This window comes from Caulobacter sp. SRI_008, assembly GCF_057586355.1.
Genome location: NZ_JBYCZS010000001.1, coordinates 369,721 through 392,446, shown reverse-complemented (window position 1 = coordinate 392,446; position 22,726 = coordinate 369,721). Strand labels below are relative to the sequence as shown.

Sequence of the window (22,726 nt, the reverse complement as noted above, 5' to 3'; positions counted from 1 at the left end):
CAGGATCGTTTCGGGACGCCGTCGCGTGAAGTTTCGGCGCTGAGCCATCTTCCTGGGGACCATCCGCCCTCGCGCCTTGCCCTGGCTTTCCCCGCGCCTCTAGGCTCGCGCTCAGGTTGGCGATGGGGCGGGGCAATGATCGCGACGAACAGTCGGCGGGCGGTGCTGGCGGGACTGGGGACGATGGGACTGTCGGCCTGCGCCTCGACCGGGCGGGTCGCGCCCGGCCCAGGTCTTGTCGCGTCCGGCTTTCTCGCCACGCCGCTGGCCCCGCTGCGGATGGAGGTCGACCGGATCACCAAGATCACCGTCTGCCTGCGTCCGTTCCGCGCCATGGGGCCGCGTCTCGACGTCGAGACCGTCGCCGGAAAGCGCGTGGTGCACAACTACGGCCACGGCGGCAGCGGCTGGTCGCTGTCGTGGGGCTCGGCCGAGATCGCGGCTGGCAAGGCGCTGGAGGGCGGGACGCGCGAGGTCGCCGTCATCGGCTGCGGCGCCATCGGCCTGACCACGGCGCTCACCCTGCAGCGAGCCGGGGCGAAGGTGACGATCTACGCCAAGGAGCGCGCGCCCTACACCCGCTCGGCCCGGGCCACCGGCACCTGGTCGCCCGACAGCCGCATCGCCGACGCCGACAAGGTCGCCGCCGACTTCCCGGCGCTGTGGGAGCGGATGGCCCGCACCTCCTACGCCGCCTACCAGACCCTGCTGGGCCTGCCCGGCGAGCCGGTGGCGTGGAGCGACCGCTACACCCTGTTCGACGCCTTGCCGCCGCCGCGCGGTCCCGGCCCCGTCAACCTGGCGCCGCCGGTGCGTTTCGCCGCCTACAACGAGCGGCTGGCGGGCCTGGTGCCCAGCATGCGCGACCTGCCGCCGGGCGCGCACCCGTTCCCGGTCGCCCGCGCGCGGCGGGGCGTGCAGATGCAGTTCAACGTCGCCGACCTGGCCCACCAGCTGACCACCGATTTCCTGTTGGAAGGCGGGCGCATCGAGACCATGACCTTCGACACGCCGGCCGATCTGGCCCGCCTGAAGGAGGCGGTGGTCGTCAACTGCACGGGCTATGGCGCGCGGGCGCTGTGGAAGGACGAGAGCGTCACGCCGGTGCGCGGCCAGATCGCCTGGCTGGCGCCGCAGCCCGAGGTCCGCTACGGCCTCTACTACCGTCACGTCTCGGTGCTGCCGCGCCCGGACGGGATCGTCGTGCAGCAGGTGGGCGAGAGCGAGATGTTCGGCTACGGCGTCGCCGACGAGACGCCGGACCGCGCCGAGGCCGAAGACGCGGTTCGTACAATCGCAAAGCTGTATTCACCAAGTCGGGTGTAGAATCGCCGCGATGAGCCAGATTGAAGTCCAGGGAATGGAAAAGCGCGCCTACCGACGCTACCCCGCCTCGCGCAAGGCCTACCTCGTGGTGGGCGGCGAGCCGCTGCGCTGTCGCCTGATCGACATCGCCAAGGGCGGCGCCCGCATCGCCGGGCCGGAGCTGTCGCCGCAGGCCGGCCCGCTGCATCTGGTCGACCCGGCCCGGCGGCTCGTCCACCTGACCCGCATGGTCTGGCAGGGCGACGGCCAGATGGGCCTGCAGTTCATCGAGAGCCGCGCCTTCACCGAGGCCCTCGGCGGGGCCGAAGGGGCCGGCCGCGTGGTCGACATGATCGGTCCCTGGCCCACCGACGGCTAGTCGGCCGCCACGGCCTCGTGGCGCATGGCTTCGGCGCCCAGGGCGACATGCTCGGAGATGCGCCCGTCGGCCTTCCGCTCGCTGTAGCGGTCGACGAGATAGTCGGCCCGGTCGCGGGTCAGCAGGGTGAACTTCACCAGTTCCTCCATCACGTCGACCACCCGCTCGTAGTAGCTGGACGGCTTCATGCGGTCGTTCTCGTCGAACTCCTTGTAGGCCATGGCCACCGACGACTGGTTGGGGATGGTGATCATCCGCATCCAGCGGCCCAGCAGGCGCAGGGTGTTGACCGCGTTGAACGACTGCGAGCCGCCGCTGACCTGCATCACCGCCAGGGTCTTGCCCTGGGTGGGGCGGACGCTACCGATCTCCAGCGGGATCCAGTCGATCTGCGACTTGATGACCCCGGTGATCGCGCCGTGGCGCTCGGGGCTGCACCAGACCTGTCCTTCCGACCACTGCGACAGCGCCCGCAGTTCCTGGACCTTGGGATGGTCGGGGCCGGCGGCGTCGGGCAGGGGCAGCTCGCGCGGGTCGAAGATCCGGGTCTCGCAGCCCAGCGCCTGGAGGATCCGCGCCGCCTCCTCGACCAGCAGCCGGCTGAACGAGCGCTCCCGCAGCGATCCGTAGAGCAGCAGGATGCGGGGCGGATGCGTCGCGGGCGCCGCCACGGCGAGCCGGGCTTGATCCACCGGGACGAGGAACTGGCGGTCGAGGGCGGGGAACTCGGTCACGGGCGACTCCAAGAGCGTCATTGAACTGTCTGATAATTCCATCATATTGGAAATATGGAATCGAAGTCCGCTGTCAACATGCTCTCCGCCCTCGGCCATGAAGGGCGCCTGGCGATCTTCCGCCTGCTGGTGAAGGCCGGCCCCGTGGGAATCGCGGCGGGCGACATCGCCCGGACGCTGGACGTCCTGCCCAACAGCCTGTCGGCCAACCTCAACGTCCTGTCGCATGCGGCGCTGGTCACCTCGCGGCGCGAGGGGCGGTCGATCATCTATTCGGCCGACTACGGCGCGATGAGCGGCCTGCTGGGCTTCCTGATGGAAGACTGCTGCAACGGCTCGCCCCAGATCTGCGCCCCACTGGGCGCGATCGTCGCCAAGGCCGAGGCCTGCGACGGAACCTGCCTGACGGAAAGGGAGCCCGCATGAGCACCGAACATCGTCCGCTGAACGTCCTGTTCCTCTGCACCCACAACTCGGCCCGGTCAGTCATGGCCGAGATGATCATGAACCGGGTCGGCGCAGGCCGCTTCAAGGCCTGGTCTGCGGGCTCAATGCCCAGCGGAACGGTCAATCCTCACGCCATCAATCTGCTGAAGCACCTGAACTACAAGACCGACGTCCTGCGCTCGAAGAGCTGGGAGGAGTTCGCGGTGCTGAACAACGCTGACGCGCCCGAACTCGATTTCGTGTTCACCGTCTGCGACAACGCCGCCGGCGAGGTCTGTCCGATCTGGCCGGGTCAGCCGATGAGCGCGCATTGGGGCATTCCTGATCCGTCCGCCGCGACCGGTACGGAAGCCGAGATCGCGCTGGCCTTCGCCGACGCCTACCGCCAGCTCAACAACCGCATCACCCTGTTCTGCGCCCTGCCGATGAACTCGCTCGACCGGCTGTCGCTCCAGCGTCGCCTGGACGAGATCGGCAAGGTTACCACCGCCGACGACACGGCGGCCTGATCGGATGCAGTCTTTCAGCGTCGCGCGCCGCCTCGTCGCGGAAGCTCTGGGCTCGGCCCTGCTGCTGGCGGTGGTGGTCGGTTCGGGGATCATGGGCGAGCGCCTGGCGGGCGGCAACGTCGCCATCGCCCTGCTGGGCAACACCCTGGCCACGGGGGCTGCGCTGGTGGTGCTGATCGGGGTGTTCGGACCGATCTCCGGCGCGCACTTCAATCCGGCCGTGACCCTGGTCGCGGCGCTGCGGCGCGAGCTGCCCTGGCGCTTGGCCCTGGCCTATCCGATCGTGCAGGTCGCCGGCGCGGTGCTGGGCGTCTGGATCGCCCACGCCATGTTCGGCGAGCCGGTCGTCCAGGTTTCCACCAAGCTGAGAGCGGGCGGCGCCCAGGCCTTCGCCGAGGTGGTGGCGACCTTCGGCCTGGTCGCGACGATCCTGGGGACCGTGCGCTTCAGGCCCGACAGCACGCCCATGGCGGTGGGCCTCTACATCACCGCCGCCTACTGGTTCACGGCCTCGACCTCGTTCGCCAATCCGGCGGTGACGATCGCGCGGAGCCTGTCGGACACCTTCGCCGGGATCGCGCCGTCCTGCGCCCCGGCCTTCATCCTCGCCCAGCTCGCCGGCGCCCTGCTGGCGGCGGGCGTCTTCGGCTGGCTGCTGAAAGCGGAGACCGCGTCGTGACCGACTTCCCGATCACCATCTTCCACAACCCCGCCTGCGGCACGTCGCGCAACGTCGTGGCCATGGTCGAGGCCGCCGGCTATGCCCCGGTCGTCGTCGAGTATCTGCAAGCCGGCTGGACCGCCGAGCAACTGCGCGACCTCGCCGCCCGCGCCGGTCTGCCGCTTCGCGACCTGATCCGCGAGAAGGGCACGCCTGCCCAGGACCTGGGCCTTCTGGCCGAGGGGGTCTCCGACGAGCGCATCCTCGGCGCCATGGTCGAGCATCCGATCCTGGTGAACCGGCCGATCGTGGTGACGCCCAAGGGCGTGGCCCTGTGCCGTCCGTCCGAGCGGGTGCTCGACCTGCTGGACCGCCGTCCGGCCAGCTTCACCAAGGAGGACGGCGAGGTCGTCATCCTCTAGACGGCCGCCGCGTCCCCGGCGCGAACAGCAGGTCGGACCAGCGCCAGGAGGCGTCGCCCAGCGCCAGGCGCGGCGCGCCTGGGCCGTCGGCCAGGCTGACGACGACGAGGCCGCGCATCAGGTCGGCGCGACAGGCGGCCGGAGCAAAGCCGACCTCCATGATGATCGCCTCGCGCACGCCCGCCAGGCCCTTGCCGACCTGGCCGGGGCTCTGCAGCCACTTGCCGCGCCAGACCAGCACAGCCTTGCCCGAGGCTGCGGCCTCGCCATGCGCCGACGCCAGGGCCGAGCGGACGCGGGGATTGCGCCGCAGGGCTGCTTGAAGCCGCCGGACCATGTCGCAGCTGGCGCCGTCGCCCGCGCCGTTTCCGGATCCCGTTCCCACGGTGGTCGCGCCGGCGAGATCGGCCTCGCCCAGCTCGGTGGCCATCATGGTGGTGTCGGCGGGGGTGGCGACCAGGGGCTCGACGTCGGGCGGGCGCACGGCCGGGCGGGCGGTGCGGGTCGGCGGCTTCGGGTCCGGCTTGGGCGGGGCGGGCGAGGTCGGCCGGGCGGGCGTGGGTTCGGGCTTCGGCTCCAGGGCCGGCGGCTTGGGCTCCGGCTCGGGCGGCGGCGGGGGAGGGGGCTGGACGAGATCGACCGCGATCGGTTCGGGCTCGGGCGGACGCGGTTCCGGCTGCGCCATCAGCACCGCCAGCAGGGCCAGGCCGTGGGCGCCGACGCTGACCAGGCCGGCCGCCAGCTGCGTCGCGCGCGAGGGGCGGCGGCGGGCGGGTTGGTCGATCAGCGGTCTTGGCATCACGCGTCCGTGGCGAGCGCCGGAACGCCGACGCCCGTGCAGGTGAACACTCCCCCGCGTCAGGATCGTGGCGAGCGGCGCCGCTAAGCGGACGCAGGCGCTAACATCCCTTCGCGCCAAAGAAAAAGGCCCTCCCGCGAGGGAGGGCCTTCTCTGTTCCGAAAGGTCGGACCGCTTAGGCGGCCATGGCCTTCTGGAGGTTCTCGTCGATCTTGTCGAGGAAGCCCTCGGTGGTCAGCCAGCCTTGCTTGTCGCCGACCAGCAGGGCCAGGTCCTTGGTCATGAAGCCGCTTTCGACGGTGTCGATGCAGACCTTTTCCAGGGTGGCGGCGAACTTGGCCAGTTCCTGGTTGTCGTCGAGCTTGGCGCGGTGCGCCAGGCCGCGGGTCCAGGCGAAGATCGAGGCGATCGAGTTGGTCGAGGTCGACTCGCCCTTCTGGTGCTGGCGGTAGTGGCGGGTGACGGTGCCGTGGGCGGCTTCGGCTTCCACCGTCTTGCCGTCCGGCGTCATCAGGACCGAGGTCATCAGGCCCAGCGAGCCGAAGCCTTGAGCCACGATGTCCGACTGCACGTCGCCGTCGTAGTTCTTGCAGGCCCAGACGTAGCCGCCCGACCACTTCAGCGCCGAGGCGACCATGTCGTCGATCAGGCGGTGCTCGTAGTGGATGCCCTTGGCCTTGAACTGGTCGGCGTATTCGGCGTCGAAGATCTCCTGGAAGATGTCCTTGAAGCGGCCGTCATAGGCCTTGAGGATCGTGTTCTTCGTGGAGAGGTAGACCGGGTAGCCGCGGTTCAGGCCGTAGGCGAACGAGGCGCGGGCGAAGTCGCGGATCGAGTCGTCGAGGTTGTACATCGCCATGGCGACGCCGGCGTCCGGAGCCTTGAAGACTTCGTGCTCGATGGTCTCGCCGTCTTCACCGACGAACTTGATCGACAGGGTGCCCTTGCCCGGGAACTTGAAGTCGGTCGCGCGGTACTGGTCGCCGAAGGCGTGACGGCCGACGATGATCGGCTGGGTCCAGCCCGGCACCAGGCGCGGCACGTTCTGGCAGATGATCGGCTCGCGGAAGATCACGCCGCCCAGGATGTTGCGGATGGTGCCGTTCGGCGACTTCCACATCTTCTTCAGGCTGAATTCCTCGACGCGTTGCTCGTCGGGGGTGATGGTGGCGCACTTCACGGCCACGCCGTGCTTCTTCGTCGCGTTGGCCGCGTCGATGGTCACCTGGTCGTCGGTGGCGTCGCGGTTCTCGACCGACAGGTCGTAGTAGTCCAGTTCCAGGTCCAGATACGGGAAGATCAGCTTATCCTTGATGAGCTTCCAGATGATCCGGGTCATTTCGTCGCCGTCCATGTCGACGACGGGATTGGCGACTTTAATCTTGGCCATTGCGGGGTCTTCCTCTCGCGGTGGCGCGCTCTGACGCTCGGCGCACAGGGCCGGAACGTGGCGCGGACGGCGAGCCCTATAGACTGTTGCGGCCGCTGGGGAAAGGCTGCGTGGCGGCGCCTCGCGCGGGAGCGCGGCATTCCACCGCAGGCGACATCACCCCCGCAGCGCCCTAATGGGTTGAGATCGTGCGGAAGGTCCCTGGCGGGGGACGGTTTGGGGGAGATGCGTGAGCAGCCTGTGGCGCCATACGGACGTGAAATCGCCCCTGGCGCGACGGCTCCTGGCCTTCGCCGCCCTGGTGTCGATCGCGGTCACGGGGCTGGTCACGGCGGTCACCTTCTACTTCGTCCAGCAGAGCGCGGCCGAGACCCAGATGCGCCACCTGGCCGAATATGTCGGCGAGCGGGTGAAGACCGAGGACCGGCTGTTTTCCGACCTCGTCAAGGTGCACGACGCTTCCAGCCTGGCCCTGCTGCGCCGCCTGCGCGAGATCGAGCCCGACATCGACCGCCAGTTCGACCTGCTGTTCCCCGACCACGGCGACGGCACCCGCCGCACCGCTTCGCGCCTCTATGACGGCGGCCGGACGGGCAACCACTATGTCTACGGCATCGGCGGCTTCGTGCCCCACGCCGCCGACCTGACCCGCGCGGACAAGGCCCTGCTGGTGGGCGCCATGGAGGTGGTGGCCAACGCCGGCGAGACCGAGATCGGCCACTACGACAACTTCTACTTCTTCACGCCCGACACCCGGCTGGTGATGTTCGGCCCCAAGCGCAAGGACCGGCTGCTCTATTACCGGCAGGACGCGCCGCCGACGCTCGACATCTCCAAGGAGGAGATGACCCTGCTGACCCGGCCGGAGGCCAATCCGCAGCGGGTGATGAAGTGCACCAAGCTGCGCAAGCTGATCTCCAATCCCAGCGGGCGCGGGCTGAACGCGGCCTGCATGACGCCCTTCGACCTCAACGGACGCCATGTCGGAGCCTGGGGCACCAGCCTGTCGCTGGATTCCTTCCTGCTGCGGGCGGTGGGCGACGCCCTCCCGGGCGGCCAGAACCTGATCGTCTCGTCCGACGGCGAGCTGATCGCCGCGCCTGGCCTGGCCAAGGACGGGGTGGTCGACGCCGCCCAGCTGGCGCGGGTGCAGTCCAGCGAGCGGGTGGCCGACCTGGTGGCCCAGATCCGCGAGCATGGCGGCGACGTCGGCGCCCTGCGCGACCGGGGCGGCGACCGGGTGGTGGCCTACGGCCGGATGAAGGAGCCGGACTGGTACTTCCTGATGACCTTCCGCTCGGACCAGATCGTCTGGAACGCGGTGAAGACGGCCTCGTGGGTGCTGCTGTTCGGCGTGGTCGGGGTGATCGCCCAGTTGCTGCTGCTCTATCGCCTGATGGCGCGCGAGGTGGTTTCTCCGCTGCGGGGCCTGGCCGAGGCCCATCGCGAGGACGACGGCGTTGCGGCTGCTCGCATCGAGGCCCGCGGCGACGAGATCGGCGCCTTGGCCAGGGCGCTGCGCAAGCAGCGGGAAGTGCACGACGACCTGCTGCGCTCGCTCGAGGACCGGGTCGCCGACCGCACCCACGAACTGGAAAAGGCCAACCAGGCCAAGTCGGTGTTCCTGGCCAATATGAGCCACGAGCTGCGCACGCCGCTGAACGGCGTTATCGCCGTCGGCGATCGCCTGGCCGAAGAGAGCAATCCTGCCCGCCGGCGCGAGCTGGCCGCCCTGGTCGCTTCGTCGGGGCGCCTGCTGGAGCAGGTGCTGGGCGATATCCTCGACGTCTCCAAGATCGAGGCGGGTCAGTTCCAGATGACCTTCGCGCCCTTCGACCTGGAGACCCTGGTCGCGGGCATGGCCGAGCTGCACCGCGCCTCGGCCGAGGCCAAGAACCTGACCTTCTCGTGGTCGGTGTCTCCCGAGGCGATCGGCCGCTACGAGGGCGACGCCGGGCGGATCAGCCAGATCCTGTCGAACCTGCTGGGCAATGCGGTGAAGTTCACCAGCGTCGGCGGGGTGGACCTGTCGGTCGAGCGGATCGGCGACGTGGTCCGCTTCAGCGTCAGCGACACCGGGGTGGGCTTCGACGACGCCGTGCGCGAGCGCCTGTTCAAGCGCTTCGTCCAGGCCGACCAGTCGATCACCCGCCAGTTCGGTGGCACGGGCCTGGGCCTGTCGATCTGCGCGGCCCTGGCCGAGATGATGGGCGGCTCGATCGACGCGCGGGCCGTGACCGGGCGGGGTGCGACCTTCATCGTCGACCTGCCGCTGCAGCCTTCGACCGAGATCCTCGGCCACGAGGACGACGAGGACGACGGGCCGATCTCGCTGGAGGGCCTGCGGGTGCTGGTGGCCGAGGACCATCCGGGCAACCGCAAGGTGGTCGAGATCGTGCTGGAGCCGTTCGGCGTCGACCTGACCATGGTCGAGGACGGCGAGGCGGCGCTGCGGGCGCTGGACGAGCAGCCCTTCGACGCGGTGTTGATGGACATGCAGATGCCGGTGATGGACGGCCTGACCGCCACCCGCGCCATCCGCGCCCGAGAGGCGGCCCAGGGCGCGCGGCGGATGCTGGTGATCATGCTGACCGCCAACGCCATGGACGAACACATCGCCGCCGCCCACGCCGCCGGCGCCGACCTGCACGTGGCCAAGCCGCTCAATCCGGGCCTGCTGGTCCAGGCCCTGGCCGGCGCCCGCACGCGCCTGACGACGAAGGTCAGCGCGGCGGAGTAGGGGGCGCCAGGCTTTCCGGGGCGCAACCGTCCGGCGTTTCGGCGAGCTCGACCGGGGCGGGCCAGACCTGCAGGGTCTTCCGCGTCAGCGGCAGGTTCGGGCCCCGCAGTTCGCACCACAGCGTCATGTCCGGAAGGAAGCTGAGGTTCATCGAGCCGGCGAGCGTCGCCACGACCATCGACACGTCGGTCGTGGGGTTTGCGCGGGTTAGGGTTCCCGCCGCCACCTCGGCATCCAGCCAGAATATCCGCCAATCGACCGTGGCGTCATGGCCCGGCGGCCGGCGCCAGTCGATCCGCACCGCGGGCCCCAGCATGGCCAGCCCGTCCGGGCCGGGCGTCACCTTGAGGGCGGATGGCGGCGTGTCGGGCGGGGCGGCTGGTGACATGGCGGTCGCTCGCGTGAGTGAGGTGCAAGCATAGCCGATGGCGCGGATCGCTGTCAGGTCGTGCTTGCCTTCCGCTATCGGCCCGATTGCTGCGCCGCCGCCAGCACCGTCCGCGCGACGTCCACGATCAGCGCGGTTCGATCCTCGTCTTCCAGCGGCGAGGCCTTGAGGAAGATGGCCAGGGCGAAGCGGCGGCCGTCTTTCAGCTGCACCATGGCCAGGGTGGCGTCGGCGGCGCAGAGACCAAGGTCGTAGGGCGCGGAGGCAGTGACGGCCGCCAGGCGCGCGCCGGCGGGCAGGGCGGGGCGCAGGCGATCGCCGGCGGCGGCCTCCATCAGGCGCAGCAGGCGGCCCCGGCCGTCCTGGCTGGTCAGTTCGAACTGGTTGAGGGCTTCGAGGAAGCGCACCGCGCCCAGGGGCGTGGCGGTGTCGCGCGGATCGGCGAGGTAGCGCTGCCGGGCGGCCCGGCGTTCTGTCTCCGGCGTCGCCAGCACCGCCTTGCGCCAGGCCTGGCCCTTCCAGTCGGCGCGGAACGAGGCCGTCCCCGATCGCTCGGGCAACAACTGGCGGGCGTAGCGGTCGAGACGCACGCCCTCGACCTTCCTCAGCTCCAGCCAGGCGGTGACCGCGCCGGGGCCGCCGATCCGCTTCAGCAGCACGTCGGCGGCGGTGTTGTCGGACAGGGCCACGGCGCGCTTGAGCAGGTCCTCGACGGTATAGCGGCCATGGGCGGGCCAGGCGTCGGCCACGGCGCCGGGCGGCGGCGACAGGTCGACATCCTCGATCGCCAGGGTCTCGGACGGCGACAGGGCCTTGGCCTCGATCTCCGACAGCACGTCCGCGCCCAGGGCCACCTTCCAGACCCCGTCCATTGGAAAGGGGCGGTCGCCGGCCACGGCGATGCGCTGGGCGGTGGTCAGGTCCTGGGCCGCGACGCCGAGGATCCCGGGACGGGCCCGCTCGGCCAGGGCCGCCAGTTTGGGGTTCAGGGTCTCGGGGGCGAAGGCCAGGTCGTCCTGCCCCGTCCGCGAGCGGCCGCGGCAGGCCGTCAACGCCGCCGGCAAGGCGGGAACGGCGAGGGCGGCGAGCAGGGCGCGGCGGTGCATGGAGCCTCCGGTCGGAACAAGCGTGAGCGGGGGCTAAACGCGCCAGAACGCGCTTCGGACTTGCGCGGAGGCGCGCTGCGGCGGCAAAGGGACGCCCATGACCACCGAAACTGCTCCCGAAGACGTCGTCCGCACGCCGCCGTGCGTGATCCTCAGCGCCCCGCAGCTGGCCGAGAACATCGGCGCGGTGGCGCGGGTGATGGCCAATTTCGGCCTCTATGAGCTGCGGCTGGTCAATCCGCGCGACGGCTGGCCCCAGGAGCGGGCCTGGGCCAGCGCCTCGGGCGCCAGCTGGCCGCTGGATGACGCCAAGGTGTTCGGCAGCCTGGCCGAGGCCATCGCCGACCTGCATCTGGTCTACGCCACCACGGCCCGTCCGCGCGAGACGCGCCTGCCGGTCTACACCCCGCGCGAGTCCGCCGGCCACCTGGCGACCGAGGTCGAGCAGGGCCGCAAGGTCGGGCTGCTGTTCGGCGGCGAGCGCGCGGGGCTGGAGACCGACGACATCGCCCTGTGCCGGGCCATCGTCTCGATCCCGATCGACGAGCGCTTCCGGTCGCTGAACCTGGCCCAGGCCGTCTCGATCAACGCCTACGAATGGAAGATGACGGTCGACGACCGCCCCTGGAAGAGGTTCGAGCTGAACGTCGAGGGGCCGGCGGACCAGGCCGCGATGCAGGGCCTGTACGAGCATCTGGAAGGCGAGCTGGACAAGGCCGGCTTCTACCATCCGCCCGAGAAGAGGCCGTCGATGGTGCGCAACCTGCGCGTCCCGCTGGCCCGCGCGCGCCTGACCGACCAAGAGGTCCGCACCTTCCGTGGCGTGATCACCGCCCTGTCGAAGGGACGCGGCCGGGTGCTGGCCAAGCTGGCCGCCCAGAAAGCGGCGAAGGAGGAGTAGAAACTCCCACGTTCCGGGACCAGAGAAACCGGTTTCCCACCTTACAGGGCTTTAATTTTCGCATCCGCGAAAACGCCGCTATCCAGCCAAAATCCATGGCCAAGGTTCGGTTGTGGGCGGCACTCGACGGTTGAGCGTCGGGGCGAGCGTGGGGAGTAGGGGCGATGGCGCTGGGCGGAACGCTGCTGCAAGGTCTGGCGGCCGCCTTGGCCGTGGGAAGCGGCCAGCCGGGCGAGACCAAGTCCGCCGAGCCCGCGAGCGCCGAGGCCGCCGCTTCGGACGCCAAGGCGTCGGATACGAAATCCTCGACGACCTCTTCGGCGACCGCGCCCGTTGAAATCACGCCCGTCGAGACCTCGCCCGCCAGCACGACCACCGAAGATATCGACAGCGTCGCCGGCGTGACGGTCGACGCCGCGCCGCGCGGCAAGACCGAAGGCCCCATCGAGCCCGAACAGGTGCTCGACGAGGCCGACATCCAGGCCTACGGCGCCGGCAGCCTGTCCGAACTGGTGACCGCCCTCGCGCCGCTGACCGCCTCGTCGCGCGGCCGCGGCGGCGACGAGCCGCCGATCATCGTCATCAACGGCCAGCGCATCTCGGGTCCGCAGGAGATGAACGGCATCCCGCCCGAGGCGGTCGAGAAGGCCGAGATCTATCCCGAGGAAAAGGCCCTGGCCTACGGCTACCGCGCCGACCAGAAGGTGCTGAACTTCGTCCTCAAGAAGAACTTCCACCAGCGCACTATCGAGGACGAACGTCGCTTCGCCACCGAAGGCGGCCGGACCTTCTCCGAGCAGCGGGGCGGCCAATTCAAGGTCGACGCCGACGCCCGCTGGACGGTCAATGTCCGTTATCGCCGCGAGACCCCGCTCTACGAGCAGGAGCGCGACATCGTCCGCGCCAGCACCTCGCCCTACGACCTGCAGGGCAACATCGTCGGCCCGCCGCTGGCGACGCCGACCGAGATCGACCCGGCCCTGTCGGCCCTGGTCGGCTCGACCGTGACCAAGGCCGCCGTTCCGGGCGCCTTCGCGGGCGCCGCGCCCAGCCTGGCCGATTTCGTCGCAGGCGCGGGCGGTTTTGCGACCGACGATCTGACCGCTTCACGCACCCTGCAGCCGCGCGGCGAGGAGGGATCGATCCAGGGCGCCTACAGCCGCAACTTCGGCAAGACCACGGTGTCGTTCAGCGGCAATCTCGAGAGCACCAGCCGGATCAGCTATCTGGGCCTGACCGGCGTCAAGCTGGACCTCTACGACGACAACCCGTTCTCGCCGTTCGCAAACGACGTGGCCCTTTATCGCTATCTCGACGAGCGCGACGCCTTGCGCCGCAAGGTCGACACCGACAAGGTCGAGTTGGCGACGACGGCCCTGGGCATGCTCGGCGGTTGGCGCTGGAGCCTGTCGGGCAATTTCGACCTGACCGACAGCGCCACGCGCACCGGCCGGGGGCTGGACACGGCGGCCTATGCCGCGGCGGTGGCGGCCAACGACCCTACGGTCGATCCGTTCGGCCCGGTTCCCAAGTCGCTGCTGAACTACAAGGCGCAGGACACCGCCGACTCCGTCACCACCAACGCCAAGGCCGAGTTCACGGCGTCCGGCGCCCTGGCGCAGCTGCCGACGGGCCGTCTGCGCGCCACCTTCAAGACCGGGGTCGACAGCCGCCGGGTCGACGCCGACAGCGTCCGCTCGGGCGTCGCCGCGCAGCGCGACCTGACCCGCGACCGCGCCACCGCCTATGCCAGCCTCGACCTGCCGCTGCTCGAGCGCGGCGAGGGGCCGCTGGGCTTCATCGGTTCGGTGTCGCTGAACGGCAACGGACTCTACGAGCAGTTCTCCGACATCGGCGGGCTGGTCACCGCCGGGGGCGGGGTGTCGTGGCAACCGATGAAGGGCGTCAGCCTGGGCCTGAACTACAGCGCCGAGGAGGGCGAGCCGACGCCCCAGCAGGTCAACGACCCGATGCTGCTGACGCCCAACGTCTCGATGTACGACTTCGCGACCGGCCAGACGGTGGCCGTCACCCGCATCGAGGGCGGCAACCCCGACCTGAAGCCCGACAGCCGCCAGGTCGTGAAGCTGAACTTCTTCTACAAGCCGTTCGAGAAGCGCGACCTGTTCTTCTGGGGCAACTACACCGCCAGCCGCATCGACGACCAGATCGCCTCGTTCCCGTCGATCTCGCCGGAGCTCGAGGCGGCGTTTCCCCTGCGCTTCGTGCGCGAGGATCCCGATCCGGACGACCCGACCAAGCTGGGGCGCCTGCTGTCGGTCGACAGCCGGCCGGTGAACTTCGCCCACGCCGACAACCAGATCCTGCGCTGGGGCGTGAACTACAATTTGCGCTGGGGCGGGCCGCCTCCGGCCGCGCCCGGTCCGGCGCCGAGGCCGGCCCAAGGGGCTGGAACGACCACGGGGGCGACCGTCCCAGCGCCGGTGGGCGGGGCGGTCGCGATGGGCGCGCCGTCGCGGACGACGACCTCCGGCGGCCCTTCGGGCGGTACGCGTCCGGGTGGCGGGGTGCAGGTCACCGGCGGCGGCATGATGTCCCGCATGGGCGGCGGCGCCATCCCGCCCGGCCAGACCCGGCTGCAGATCTCGATGAACCACACCTGGCGGCTGAAGGACGAGGTGGTGATCCGCGAGGGCATGGCGCCGTTGAACCTGCTGGACGGCGCCTCGCTGGGCCGCCGGGGCGGCACGCCGCAGCACGAGGTCTATCTGCAGGCTATCCTGGCGCGTAATGGCATGGGCGCCACCCTGCGGGGCAACTGGCGCTCGTCCACCTGGGTGGACGGCGGCTCCAAAGGCGACGACCTCTACTTCTCCGACCTTCCGACGCTGGGCCTGCAGGGCTTCGTCGACCTCGACAGGAACAAGGACTGGACCAAGCGTTTCGGCTGGCTGAAGGGCTCGCGCGTTTCGCTGGGCGTCGACAACCTGTTCGACACCAAGCAGCAGGTGGTCAACGACAAGGGCGTGACGCCGCAGGCCTATCAGGAAGACTATATGGACCCCGTCGGCCGCACCGTACGCTTCAGCTTGCGCAAGGTGCTCTGATCTCTCCTGAAATGGTGAAGGTGCACATTTCGTGATGATGGCATAAATGTGTCCAGTCTTCGTGAGTAATGACGTAACGTAAATCGCCGGAACTCTTCGGCGGTGACCTGCGTTGCCCGGCTGAGCTCCTGAAAATGCGGGAGTCGCAGGGAGGAAACAGCGTGAGCAAGCACCTGAAGACACGGCTCGCCGTGAGCGCGGCCGTGTGCGCGGTCGTCAGCGCCGGACACGCCTTCGCGGGCGCCTTCTACATCCAGGAGCAGTCGGTGAAGGGCATGGGCCGCGCCTATTCGGGCGAGTCCACGGATGTCGGCGCCTCGGCGATGTTCTGGAACCCGGCCGCCATCGGCCGGATCGAGGACAAGGAGCTCTACACCGGCGCGGCCGGCATCTTCGTCACCGGCGAGGTGACCGACGAGGGCTCGACCCTGCAACGGCCGACGCTGAACATTCCCGCCGTGCTGGGCACGTCGATCCCGGGCCTGCCGAACGGGGTCACCGGCCTGCTCAGCGGCGTGCTGCCGGGCCTGACCAACGGCGTGCTGATCCCGACCCTGGAAAGCCTGCCCAACATCCCGCTGCAGCCGGCCCTGGCGGTGGGCGGCAATTCGACAGCCAAGAACCCGATCCCCAAGTCGATCGTGCCCAACTTCGCCTTCGCCATGCCGCTGACCAGCCGCCTGTCGCTGGGCGTGGGGATCAACGCTCCGTTCAACGCCGTGACCACCTACGACGGCGACAGCTGGGTGCGCTACAACGCCATCAAGTCGCGGTTCCTGAACATCAACATGCAGACGGCCCTGGCCTACCGGGTCACTGACTGGCTCAGCGTCGGTGGCGGCGGCAACATCGACTATTTCGACGCCACCTTCAGCCAGATGGGCCCCGACCTGACCGCGCCGTTCCCGGACGGCAAGATCGAGGTCAAAGGCGAGGACATCCGCTATGGCTGGAACGCCGGCTTCCAGGTGCATCCGGGCGACCGCCTGGTCGTCGCCGGCTCCTACCGCTCCGGCTACAAGCATGAACTGGACGGCACGGTGGCGATCTATGGCTTCCAGGGGCCATTCTCGCTGGTCACCAGCCAGCAGGAGGCCACCACCAGCTTCTCCACGCCCTGGATCGCCACGGCCGGGGTGACGGCGAAGCCGACGCGCAAGCTGGCCGTCCACGCCCAGGTGCAGCGCTTCGGCTGGAGCGACTTCGACACGGTGACCGTCGACCTGAAGGGCGCGGGCCAGCTGCTGCCGGGCGCCCTGCTGCCCAAGCAGATCGTCGTCAACGAGTTCTACAAGGACACCACCAACGTCGCCGTCGGCGTCGACTACCAGGCGACGAAGTGGCTGGCCTTGCGGGCCGGCGTCCAGAAGGACCCGACCCCCACCAACGACCAGTACCGCGACGCCCGCGTGCCCGACGGCGACCGGATGATCTACAGCCTCGGCGCGACGGTCGCGCCCAAGCGCAACATCAACCTCGACCTGGGCGCCTCGTACATCAAGCTGAAGGACAGCGTGATCCACGCCGACCAGACGCTGTACGACGGCACCGCCTTCCCGATGGAACTGTCCCTGCGCGGGCGCTCGGAGGGCAAAGGCATCGTGATCGGCGGCGGGGCGCGGATCGCGTTCTGAGGTCGGAGAGGACCCCCTCAGTCGCTCCGCGACAGCTCCCCCAGAGGGGGAGCATCCGCGGCGTAGATCCTCCCCCTCTGGGGGAGGTGGCCCAGAGGGCCGGAGGGGGTCTTCACCCCAACCCCCGCTCCAGATGCTCCACCAGCAGCCGCACCTTGGCCGGCAGCAGGCGCAGGTGCGGATAGACCGCCCAGACGCCCTCGTCGGCCGGCAGGCAGTCCTCCAGCAGCGGGACCAGCCGGCCCTCGGCGACGGCGGCGTCGACATAGAAGTTGGGCAGCTGACAGATTCCCAGGCCTTGCAGGGTGGCGTCCAGCACCGCCTGGCCGCTGTTGCAGCGCCAGCGGCCCTGGGGCTTGAAGACGATCTCGCGGTCGCCTTCCGGACCCGGGTCGCGGAACGGCCAGGCGTCGACCGCGCCCAGCACGCAGGCATGGCCCTCCAGCTCGGCGATGGTGCGCGGCGTTCCGGCTTGCTCCAGATAGGCCGGGGCGGCGCACAGGCGGCGGGTGCGCGAGGCCAGGCGCTTGGCGATCAGGCGGCTGTCGGTCAGGCGGCCGAAGCGGATGGCCAGATCGAAGCCCTCGCTGACGATGTCGCGCACCGCGTCGTCCAGCTCGATGTGCACCGACAGGCGCGGATGGGCCAGGACGAAGGCGTTGACCGCCGGGACGACGTAGCGCTCGCCATAGGCCGTCGAGCAGGTCATGCGCAGCAGGCCCTTGACCTCGCCGTCTTCCTCGCCGACGGCGGCCAGGGCCTCGTCACGGTCGTGGACCAGCTGGCGGCAGCGGGCCAGGAACGCCCGCCCGGCGTCGGTCAGGCTGACGCGGCGGGTGGTGCGATAGAGCAGGCGGGTCTGGAGACGCTCCTCTAGCCGGGCCACCTCGCGGCTGACGCCCGATGTGGACAGGCCCAGCCGCCGCGCGGCCTGGGAGAAGCTCTCGGCCTCGGCCGTGGCCACGAATTCGTCGATGCCGTCCCAGGCGCCCATGGCGGTGGTGGTGCGCTCATTGTCCCTCATTGGCAACAATGTTTTGCATCAATTGGGATTATCGAAGCCCGCGCATCGGCGTACCACAGGCGCTCAAGTTCGATCGGAGCCCCACGATGAAGACCCGCGCCGCCGTCGCTTTCGAAGCCAAGAAGCCGCTGGAGATCGTCGAGGTCGACCTCGAAGGGCCCAAGGCCGGCGAAGTCCTGATCGAGATCAAGGCCACGGGCGTCTGCCACACCGACGCCTACACCCTGGACGGCCTCGACTCCGAGGGCCTGTTCCCGTCGATCCTGGGCCACGAGGGCGCGGGCGTGGTGGTCGAGGTCGGCGCCGGCGTCACCAGCCTGGCGGTCGGCGATCACGTGATCCCGCTGTACACGCCTGAATGCCGCCAGTGCAAAAGCTGCCTTTCCGGCAAGACCAACCTCTGCACGGCGATCCGCGCCACGCAGGGCAAGGGGCTGATGCCGGATGGCACCAGCCGCTTCTCCTACAAGGGCCAGACCATCCATCACTACATGGGCTGCTCGACCTTCTCGAACTACACCGTGCTGCCCGAGATCGCCGTGGCCCGCATCCGCAAGGACGCCCCGTTCAAGACCGCCTGCTACTGCGGCTGCGGCGTGACGACCGGCGTCGGCGCGGTGACCAACACCGCCAAGGTCGAGCCGGGCGCCAACGCCATCGTCTTCGGCCTGGGCGGGATCGGCCTCAACGTCATCCAGGGGCTGAAGCTGGTGGGCGCCAACATGATCGTCGGCGTCGATCTGAACCCGGACCGCGAGGAATGGGGCCGCAAGTTCGGCATGACCCACTTCGTGAACCCGAAGGACGTCTCGGGCGATCTGGTCGCCCACTTGGTGGCCCTGACCGACGGCGGCGCCGACTACACCTTCGACGCCACCGGCAACACCACGGTCATGCGCCAGGCGCTGGAGGCCTGCCATCGCGGCTGGGGCGAGAGCATCATCATCGGCGTGGCCGAGGCGGGCAAGGAAATCGCCACCCGTCCGTTCCAGCTGGTCACCGGCCGGGTCTGGAAGGGCACGGCCTTCGGCGGCGCCCGCGGCCGCACCGACACGCCCAAGATCGTCGACTGGTACATGGACGGGAAGATCCAGATCGACCCGATGATCACCCACGTCCTGCCGCTGGAGCGCATCAACGAGGCGTTCGACCTGATGCACGCGGGCGAGAGCATCCGCACCGTGGTGACGTTCTGATTTGATCCTTTCCCCCTTGCGGGGAAGGGTGGCCGCGAAGCGGTCGGATAGGGGGTGTCGGCTCTGCGTCGAACGCATGCGCCGACACCCCCACCCCCAACCCCTCCCCGCAAGGGGGAGGGGAGGAGTTGAAGATGGTCGAAATCCTCGCCACCCACCGCACCCAGGGCGGGACCCTGCGCTACTGCCGGCACGACAGCGCCAGCACCGGCACGCCGATGAAGTTCAGCGTCTGGGTTCCTGCCAAAGACAGCAAGGGCGGGGAGGGGCCGTTCCCCTATCTCGTCTGGCTGTCGGGCCTGACCTGCACCGAGGACAACTTCACCACCAAGGCCGGGGCCTATGCCTGGGCGGCGAAACACGGGATCGCCATCGTCGCGCCCGACACCAGCCCGCGCGGGGAAGGCGTCGCCGACGATCCGGCCTATGACCTGGGGCAGGGCGCGGGCTTCTATGTCGACGCCACGCAGGCTCCGTGGGCGCCGCACTTCAACATGTATTCCTATGTCACCCGGGACCTGCTGGAGGCCGTCGACGGCGCCTTCCCGCTGGATCCGGCCCGGCGGGGGATCTTCGGCCACTCGATGGGCGGCCACGGCGCCCTGACCATCGCCCTGCGCAACCCTCAGCTCTTCAAGTCGGTCAGCGCTTTCTCGCCGATCGTCTCGCCGCTGAACTGCCCGTGGGGCGACAAGGCGTTGAGCGCCTATCTAGGCCCCGACCGCGCCGCGTGGCGCGCCCACGACGCCTGCGCCCTGATCGAGGACGGTTTCGGCGAAAGCTTCAACGAGATCCTGGTCGACCAGGGCCTGGCCGACAACTTCCTGGAAAACCAGCTGAAGCCGCAGCTGCTGGAAGAGGCCGGCGCCGAGGCCCGGCTGAAGGTCACGGTCCGCCGCCAGGAAGGCTACGACCACAGCTACTTCTTCATCGCCACGTTCATCGGCGACCACATCGACTGGCACGCGGCGCGGCTTTGAGCCCTCGTTGAAGGCTGGCTATCCTGTGGTAGACTTCGGTCATGGATATCGAAGCGTCCATTTTCGAGCTGGATGACGAAGCCGAGGCTGCGGCCGACGCCGAAGGGCTGGCTGACATGGCGGCCGGCCGAGTGGTGCCTCATGAAGAGGTGGCGGCTTGGCTCGACACCTGGGGCAAGCCGGGCGAGCAGCCGGCTCCGGCGGCTTGGCGCAAGTAGTCTGGACTTCGCGAGCGCTCGCCGACCTGTCGGCGATCCGATCCTATATAGGTCAGTTCAGCCCGCTCGCGGCTCAGCGCATGGCCATTCGCCTGAAGAACGCGGGCGATAGCCTCGCCGACCATGCCTTTCGTGGACGGCGAGCCACGGCGACCTTGCGTGAACTGACGATCGTGCCGCCGTATCTGATCCGCTATCACGTCGGCGGCGATGTCGTGACCATCATCCGCATCCGCCACGCCGCCCGGTTGTGAACTTTCGGTAATTCATCCCGGGTTCAGCCGCCGAACGCTCCTCTCCGCCAAGGCCAAGTTCGGCCGCTGAGGGGTTCAAGAACATGCAGAAGAAACTGGCCGTCCTGGCCCTGGTGATGGCCGCTGGCCTGTCGACCTCGGCCTGCGTCATCATCGACGCCGACCACGGCGGCAAGCGCGACGTCACCGTGAAGATCAACGACAGCGACGACCTGGAGTCGATCTACGCCGTCGGCCTGGAAAAGGGCGAACTGGTGGCCCGGGTGTCGTCGAACGGCTGCACCAAGGCCGAGGATTTCAAGGTCGAGGCCAACCGCCGCGACTCCGTCGTCGCCATCACCCTGGTCCGCGAGCGTCCCGACCTGTGCCGCGCCCTGGTGCCCGAGGGCAAGGACGTGCGCTTCGACCTCGACGGCCTGGGTGTGCAGCGCAACGACCGCATCCGCGTGCGCAACCCGCTGCAGCGGCCGTAAATTACGCTTGTCAGCCTTTCGCCGCCGCGCCACTCTCGTTTCGAGAGAGAGGCGCGGATGGCCCAGAGGCTGGCGGGACGGTTCGAGGCAAGGCCGATCGCGGCGGTCAATCTGACGCCGCTAGCGGGCGTGCTGCTGACTCTGTTCGCTGGAGTGGCCAGCCTGGCCGGCGCTACCAAAAGTGCGACGAGCCTGGAGCTGCCGCCAGTTGCCTCCATTTATTGCGGCCCTTTCCGGCCAGCGGCCGCCTTGGTCGTCGAGGCGGACGGATCCTATCGCTTGGACGGGCGAGCGATCGGGCGCGCCGACCTTGATGCGGCGCTGGCCAGGCTCGCCGCCGCCGACCATCGGCTGGCCGTGCGGGCCGGCCCCGACGCCGCCTATGGTTCCATCTGGCCGCTGGTCGAGGCGGCGGGACGCTCCGGGGTCGGCGTCGACCTGATCAATGAGAGGTCAAGCTGATGGCGCGGCTGGCGGGACGGTTCGCGGGCGAGCCGCTGAAGGCGATGAACCTGGCGCCGATGATCGGCGTGCTGCTGGCCGTGTTCGCGGTGGTGGCGGCCTCGGCCGTGAGTCTCGAGAAGGGCGTCAATATCGACGCTCCAGGGTGCAACATGGGACCGCCGCCTGGCATCGACTGGCCGCAGGGCGTCTACATCTCCATCCAGCGTGACGGTCAGACCTATGTGGGGGCGACTCGTATGGCCGGTGCGGACGCCGCCGTGGCCGACGCGGCCCGGGAGGCGCGCGAGCATGGTCTCAGGTTCGTGATGATCCGCGCCGACGCCGACGTGCGCTACGAGGCCGTGGCGGCCGTGGTGCGGGGCCTGGACGACGCCGGACTGAAGGCCGGCTTCATCAACGAGGAAATCCACTGATGGCGCGGCTGGCGGGACGGCGGTCCGACAGCTGCGGCTGGACATTCCCGCCGCGCTACCACCGGTGATGGATGCGTTCCCGCGCGAAGGAACCTACGTATCCATTCATGACGGCCGCTGGTTCGTCGGTGACCAGGCCGTACCGCGCGAACGGTTCGCCGACGCGCTGCACGAGACGTCCCAGACGGCCGGCTGGTCGCTGGTCGAGGTGCGGGCCGACTCCGACACGCCTTATGCCGAGGTGTTCGAGGTGGTCCGCGCCGTCGAGGACGCGGGCCTGAGGCCCAGGATCCTCAACGAGGACATCCATTAGAGCTCCGGGGGGATAGGCGCCCGCCGTTGACTCCCCGTCGCCCCTCCGTCATAAACCGCGCCTTCACGCCGCCGGCTCGCCGCGCGGCGCGACGACCTTATGACGGAATGACCCGACGCCGCCGTTGCAATCGCCCTCCCTAGGGAGGACCGGCCCGGATCGATATAAAGAGTGACCTATGTCGAAGCGCCATAGCGCCAAGTACAAGATCGATCGCCGTATGGGCGAGAACCTCTGGGGCCGGCCCAAGTCGCCGGTCAACCAGCGGTCCTACGGCCCGGGCCAGCACGGCCAGCGTCGCAAGAGCAAGGTGTCGGACTTCGGTCTGCAGCTGCGCGCCAAGCAAAAGCTGAAGGGCTACTACGGTAACCTGACCGAGAAGCAATTCTCGCGCACCTACGAGGAAGCCGCCCGCCGCAAGGGCAACACCTCGGAAAACCTGATCGCGCTGCTCGAGTCGCGCCTGGACGCCATCGTCTACCGCGCCAAGTTCGTGCCGACCGTGTTCGCCGCCCGCCAGTTCGTGAACCACGGCCACGTGACCGTGAACGGCAAGCGCGTGAACATCGCTTCGTACCGCTGCAAGCCGGGCGACGTGATCGCGGTCCGCGAAAAGTCGCGCAACATGGCTCTCGTGCTCGAAGCCGTCGCCTCGAACGAGCGTGACTTCGCCGAGTACGTCTCGGTCGACGCCAAGGGCCTGTCGGCCACCTTCGTCCGCGCTCCGGAACTGTCGGAAGTTCCGTACCCGGTGAAGATGGAACCGAACCTCGTCGTCGAATTCTACGCTTCGTAAGACGCGTCGAACTCGCAAGAGATCGGAAAAGGCCCCGGAGCGATCCGGGGCCTTTTTTGTTTTCAGGATCCCTCTCCCCTTGCGGGAGAGGGTGGCCTCGCGGAGCGAGGT

At 69.2% G+C, this 22,726-nt stretch carries 25 protein-coding genes; 19 read left to right on the top strand and 6 right to left on the bottom strand.

The window, feature by feature from the left end; translation table 11 throughout:
- Positions 1-135: 135 nt before the first annotated feature.
- Positions 136-1,326, top strand: a complete 1,191-nt coding sequence (locus AC2YHT_RS01910; RefSeq protein ID WP_487287900.1) for an FAD-dependent oxidoreductase — start codon at positions 136-138, stop codon at positions 1,324-1,326.
- A gap of 10 nt (positions 1,327-1,336) precedes the next feature.
- On the top strand, positions 1,337-1,684 hold the full coding sequence (locus AC2YHT_RS01905; RefSeq protein ID WP_110121521.1) for a PilZ domain-containing protein: 348 nt from the start codon (positions 1,337-1,339) through the stop codon (positions 1,682-1,684).
- On the opposite strand, the gene arsH is transcribed toward AC2YHT_RS01905, so the two are convergent.
- Complete coding sequence (gene arsH / locus AC2YHT_RS01900) at positions 1,681-2,418, bottom strand: arsenical resistance protein ArsH (RefSeq protein WP_487287899.1); 738 nt, start codon at positions 2,416-2,418, stop codon at positions 1,681-1,683. The two genes, AC2YHT_RS01905 and arsH, sit on opposite strands and share 4 nt — an antisense overlap.
- Positions 2,419-2,472: 54 nt before the next feature.
- Here arsH and AC2YHT_RS01895 point away from each other — a divergent pair, with 54 nt between their 5' ends.
- Genes AC2YHT_RS01895 through arsC form a run of 4 tightly spaced genes read left to right on the top strand, consistent with a single transcriptional unit; the run spans position 2,473 to position 4,457 of the window.
- On the top strand, positions 2,473-2,844 hold the full coding sequence (locus tag AC2YHT_RS01895; protein ID WP_487287898.1) for an ArsR/SmtB family transcription factor: 372 nt from the start codon (positions 2,473-2,475) through the stop codon (positions 2,842-2,844).
- Positions 2,841-3,374, top strand: coding sequence for an arsenate reductase ArsC (locus AC2YHT_RS01890; protein WP_487287897.1), 534 nt, complete (start codon positions 2,841-2,843; stop codon positions 3,372-3,374). Before AC2YHT_RS01895 ends, AC2YHT_RS01890 begins: the two co-directional genes overlap by 4 nt.
- A gap of 4 nt (positions 3,375-3,378) precedes the next feature.
- Entirely contained in the window at positions 3,379-4,053 is a 675-nt protein-coding gene (locus AC2YHT_RS01885; protein WP_487287896.1) for an aquaporin, read from the top strand.
- Complete coding sequence (gene arsC / locus AC2YHT_RS01880; RefSeq protein ID WP_487287895.1) at positions 4,050-4,457, top strand: arsenate reductase (glutaredoxin); 408 nt, start codon at positions 4,050-4,052, stop codon at positions 4,455-4,457. Before AC2YHT_RS01885 ends, arsC begins: the two co-directional genes overlap by 4 nt.
- On the opposite strand, the gene AC2YHT_RS01875 is transcribed toward arsC, so the two are convergent.
- The gene (locus AC2YHT_RS01875; protein ID WP_487287894.1) at positions 4,447-5,256 is read right to left on the bottom strand and encodes a hypothetical protein; all 810 of its coding nucleotides are present in this window, start codon (positions 5,254-5,256) and stop codon (positions 4,447-4,449) included. The two genes, arsC and AC2YHT_RS01875, sit on opposite strands and share 11 nt — an antisense overlap.
- Before the next feature lie 175 nt (positions 5,257-5,431).
- Positions 5,432-6,646 carry an NADP-dependent isocitrate dehydrogenase gene (locus AC2YHT_RS01870; protein WP_110121515.1) on the bottom strand — a complete coding sequence of 405 codons (1,215 nt, stop codon included), beginning with the start codon at positions 6,644-6,646 and terminating at the stop codon, positions 5,432-5,434.
- A gap of 229 nt (positions 6,647-6,875) precedes the next feature.
- Between AC2YHT_RS01870 and AC2YHT_RS01865 the strand changes: the two genes are divergently transcribed.
- On the top strand, positions 6,876-9,386 hold the full coding sequence (locus tag AC2YHT_RS01865; protein ID WP_487287893.1) for an ATP-binding protein: 2,511 nt from the start codon (positions 6,876-6,878) through the stop codon (positions 9,384-9,386).
- Here AC2YHT_RS01865 and AC2YHT_RS01860 read toward each other — a convergent pair.
- A complete protein-coding gene (locus AC2YHT_RS01860) occupies positions 9,370-9,774 on the bottom strand; it encodes a hypothetical protein (RefSeq protein WP_487287892.1) in 405 nt (134 codons plus the stop codon). The genes AC2YHT_RS01865 and AC2YHT_RS01860 overlap by 17 nt on opposite strands.
- Positions 9,775-9,848: 74 nt before the next feature.
- Entirely contained in the window at positions 9,849-10,880 is a 1,032-nt protein-coding gene (locus tag AC2YHT_RS01855) for a serine hydrolase (RefSeq protein ID WP_487287891.1), read from the bottom strand.
- 97 nt (positions 10,881-10,977) lie between these two features.
- On the opposite strand from AC2YHT_RS01855, the gene AC2YHT_RS01850 reads away from it, so the two are divergent.
- The 3 genes from AC2YHT_RS01850 to AC2YHT_RS01840 all read left to right on the top strand — a co-directional run bounded on the left by AC2YHT_RS01850 (position 10,978) and on the right by AC2YHT_RS01840 (position 16,483).
- On the top strand, positions 10,978-11,781 hold the full coding sequence (locus tag AC2YHT_RS01850) for an RNA methyltransferase (protein ID WP_487287890.1): 804 nt from the start codon (positions 10,978-10,980) through the stop codon (positions 11,779-11,781).
- Positions 11,782-11,945: 164 nt separating this feature from the next.
- Positions 11,946-14,849 carry a hypothetical protein gene (locus AC2YHT_RS01845; protein ID WP_487287889.1) on the top strand — a complete coding sequence of 968 codons (2,904 nt, stop codon included), beginning with the start codon at positions 11,946-11,948 and terminating at the stop codon, positions 14,847-14,849.
- A 161-nt stretch (positions 14,850-15,010) separates the two neighbouring features.
- The gene (locus AC2YHT_RS01840) at positions 15,011-16,483 is read left to right on the top strand and encodes an OmpP1/FadL family transporter (protein ID WP_487287888.1); all 1,473 of its coding nucleotides are present in this window, start codon (positions 15,011-15,013) and stop codon (positions 16,481-16,483) included.
- Positions 16,484-16,595: 112 nt separating this feature from the next.
- On the opposite strand, the gene AC2YHT_RS01835 is transcribed toward AC2YHT_RS01840, so the two are convergent.
- Entirely contained in the window at positions 16,596-17,477 is an 882-nt protein-coding gene (locus AC2YHT_RS01835) for a LysR family transcriptional regulator (RefSeq protein WP_487287940.1), read from the bottom strand.
- A 116-nt stretch (positions 17,478-17,593) separates the two neighbouring features.
- Between AC2YHT_RS01835 and AC2YHT_RS01830 the strand changes: the two genes are divergently transcribed.
- From AC2YHT_RS01830 to rpsD, 9 genes are all read left to right on the top strand, one after another.
- Positions 17,594-18,703, top strand: a complete 1,110-nt coding sequence (locus AC2YHT_RS01830; protein WP_198577627.1) for an S-(hydroxymethyl)glutathione dehydrogenase/class III alcohol dehydrogenase — start codon at positions 17,594-17,596, stop codon at positions 18,701-18,703.
- A gap of 134 nt (positions 18,704-18,837) precedes the next feature.
- On the top strand, positions 18,838-19,683 hold the full coding sequence (fghA, locus tag AC2YHT_RS01825; RefSeq protein ID WP_487287887.1) for an S-formylglutathione hydrolase: 846 nt from the start codon (positions 18,838-18,840) through the stop codon (positions 19,681-19,683).
- Positions 19,684-19,724: 41 nt separating this feature from the next.
- Complete coding sequence (locus AC2YHT_RS01820) at positions 19,725-19,901, top strand: antitoxin (RefSeq protein WP_487287886.1); 177 nt, start codon at positions 19,725-19,727, stop codon at positions 19,899-19,901.
- The gene (locus tag AC2YHT_RS01815; RefSeq protein WP_487287885.1) at positions 19,841-20,155 is read left to right on the top strand and encodes a type II toxin-antitoxin system RelE/ParE family toxin; all 315 of its coding nucleotides are present in this window, start codon (positions 19,841-19,843) and stop codon (positions 20,153-20,155) included. The genes AC2YHT_RS01820 and AC2YHT_RS01815 overlap by 61 nt, the downstream gene beginning before the upstream one ends.
- Before the next feature lie 83 nt (positions 20,156-20,238).
- Entirely contained in the window at positions 20,239-20,628 is a 390-nt protein-coding gene (locus tag AC2YHT_RS01810; protein ID WP_487287884.1) for a hypothetical protein, read from the top strand.
- 57 nt (positions 20,629-20,685) lie between these two features.
- Positions 20,686-21,090, top strand: a complete 405-nt coding sequence (locus AC2YHT_RS01805) for a hypothetical protein (RefSeq protein WP_487287883.1) — start codon at positions 20,686-20,688, stop codon at positions 21,088-21,090.
- Positions 21,090-21,506, top strand: a complete 417-nt coding sequence (locus AC2YHT_RS01800) for a biopolymer transporter ExbD (RefSeq protein ID WP_487287882.1) — start codon at positions 21,090-21,092, stop codon at positions 21,504-21,506. Before AC2YHT_RS01805 ends, AC2YHT_RS01800 begins: the two co-directional genes overlap by 1 nt.
- Positions 21,507-21,573: 67 nt before the next feature.
- A complete protein-coding gene (locus AC2YHT_RS01795; protein WP_487287939.1) occupies positions 21,574-21,819 on the top strand; it encodes an ExbD/TolR family protein in 246 nt (81 codons plus the stop codon).
- Between the two features lie 178 nt (positions 21,820-21,997).
- Positions 21,998-22,615: a 30S ribosomal protein S4 gene (gene rpsD / locus AC2YHT_RS01790; protein ID WP_110121502.1), complete on the top strand. Its 618-nt coding sequence runs from the start codon at positions 21,998-22,000 to the stop codon at positions 22,613-22,615.
- The last annotated feature ends 111 nt before the right edge of the window (positions 22,616-22,726 follow it).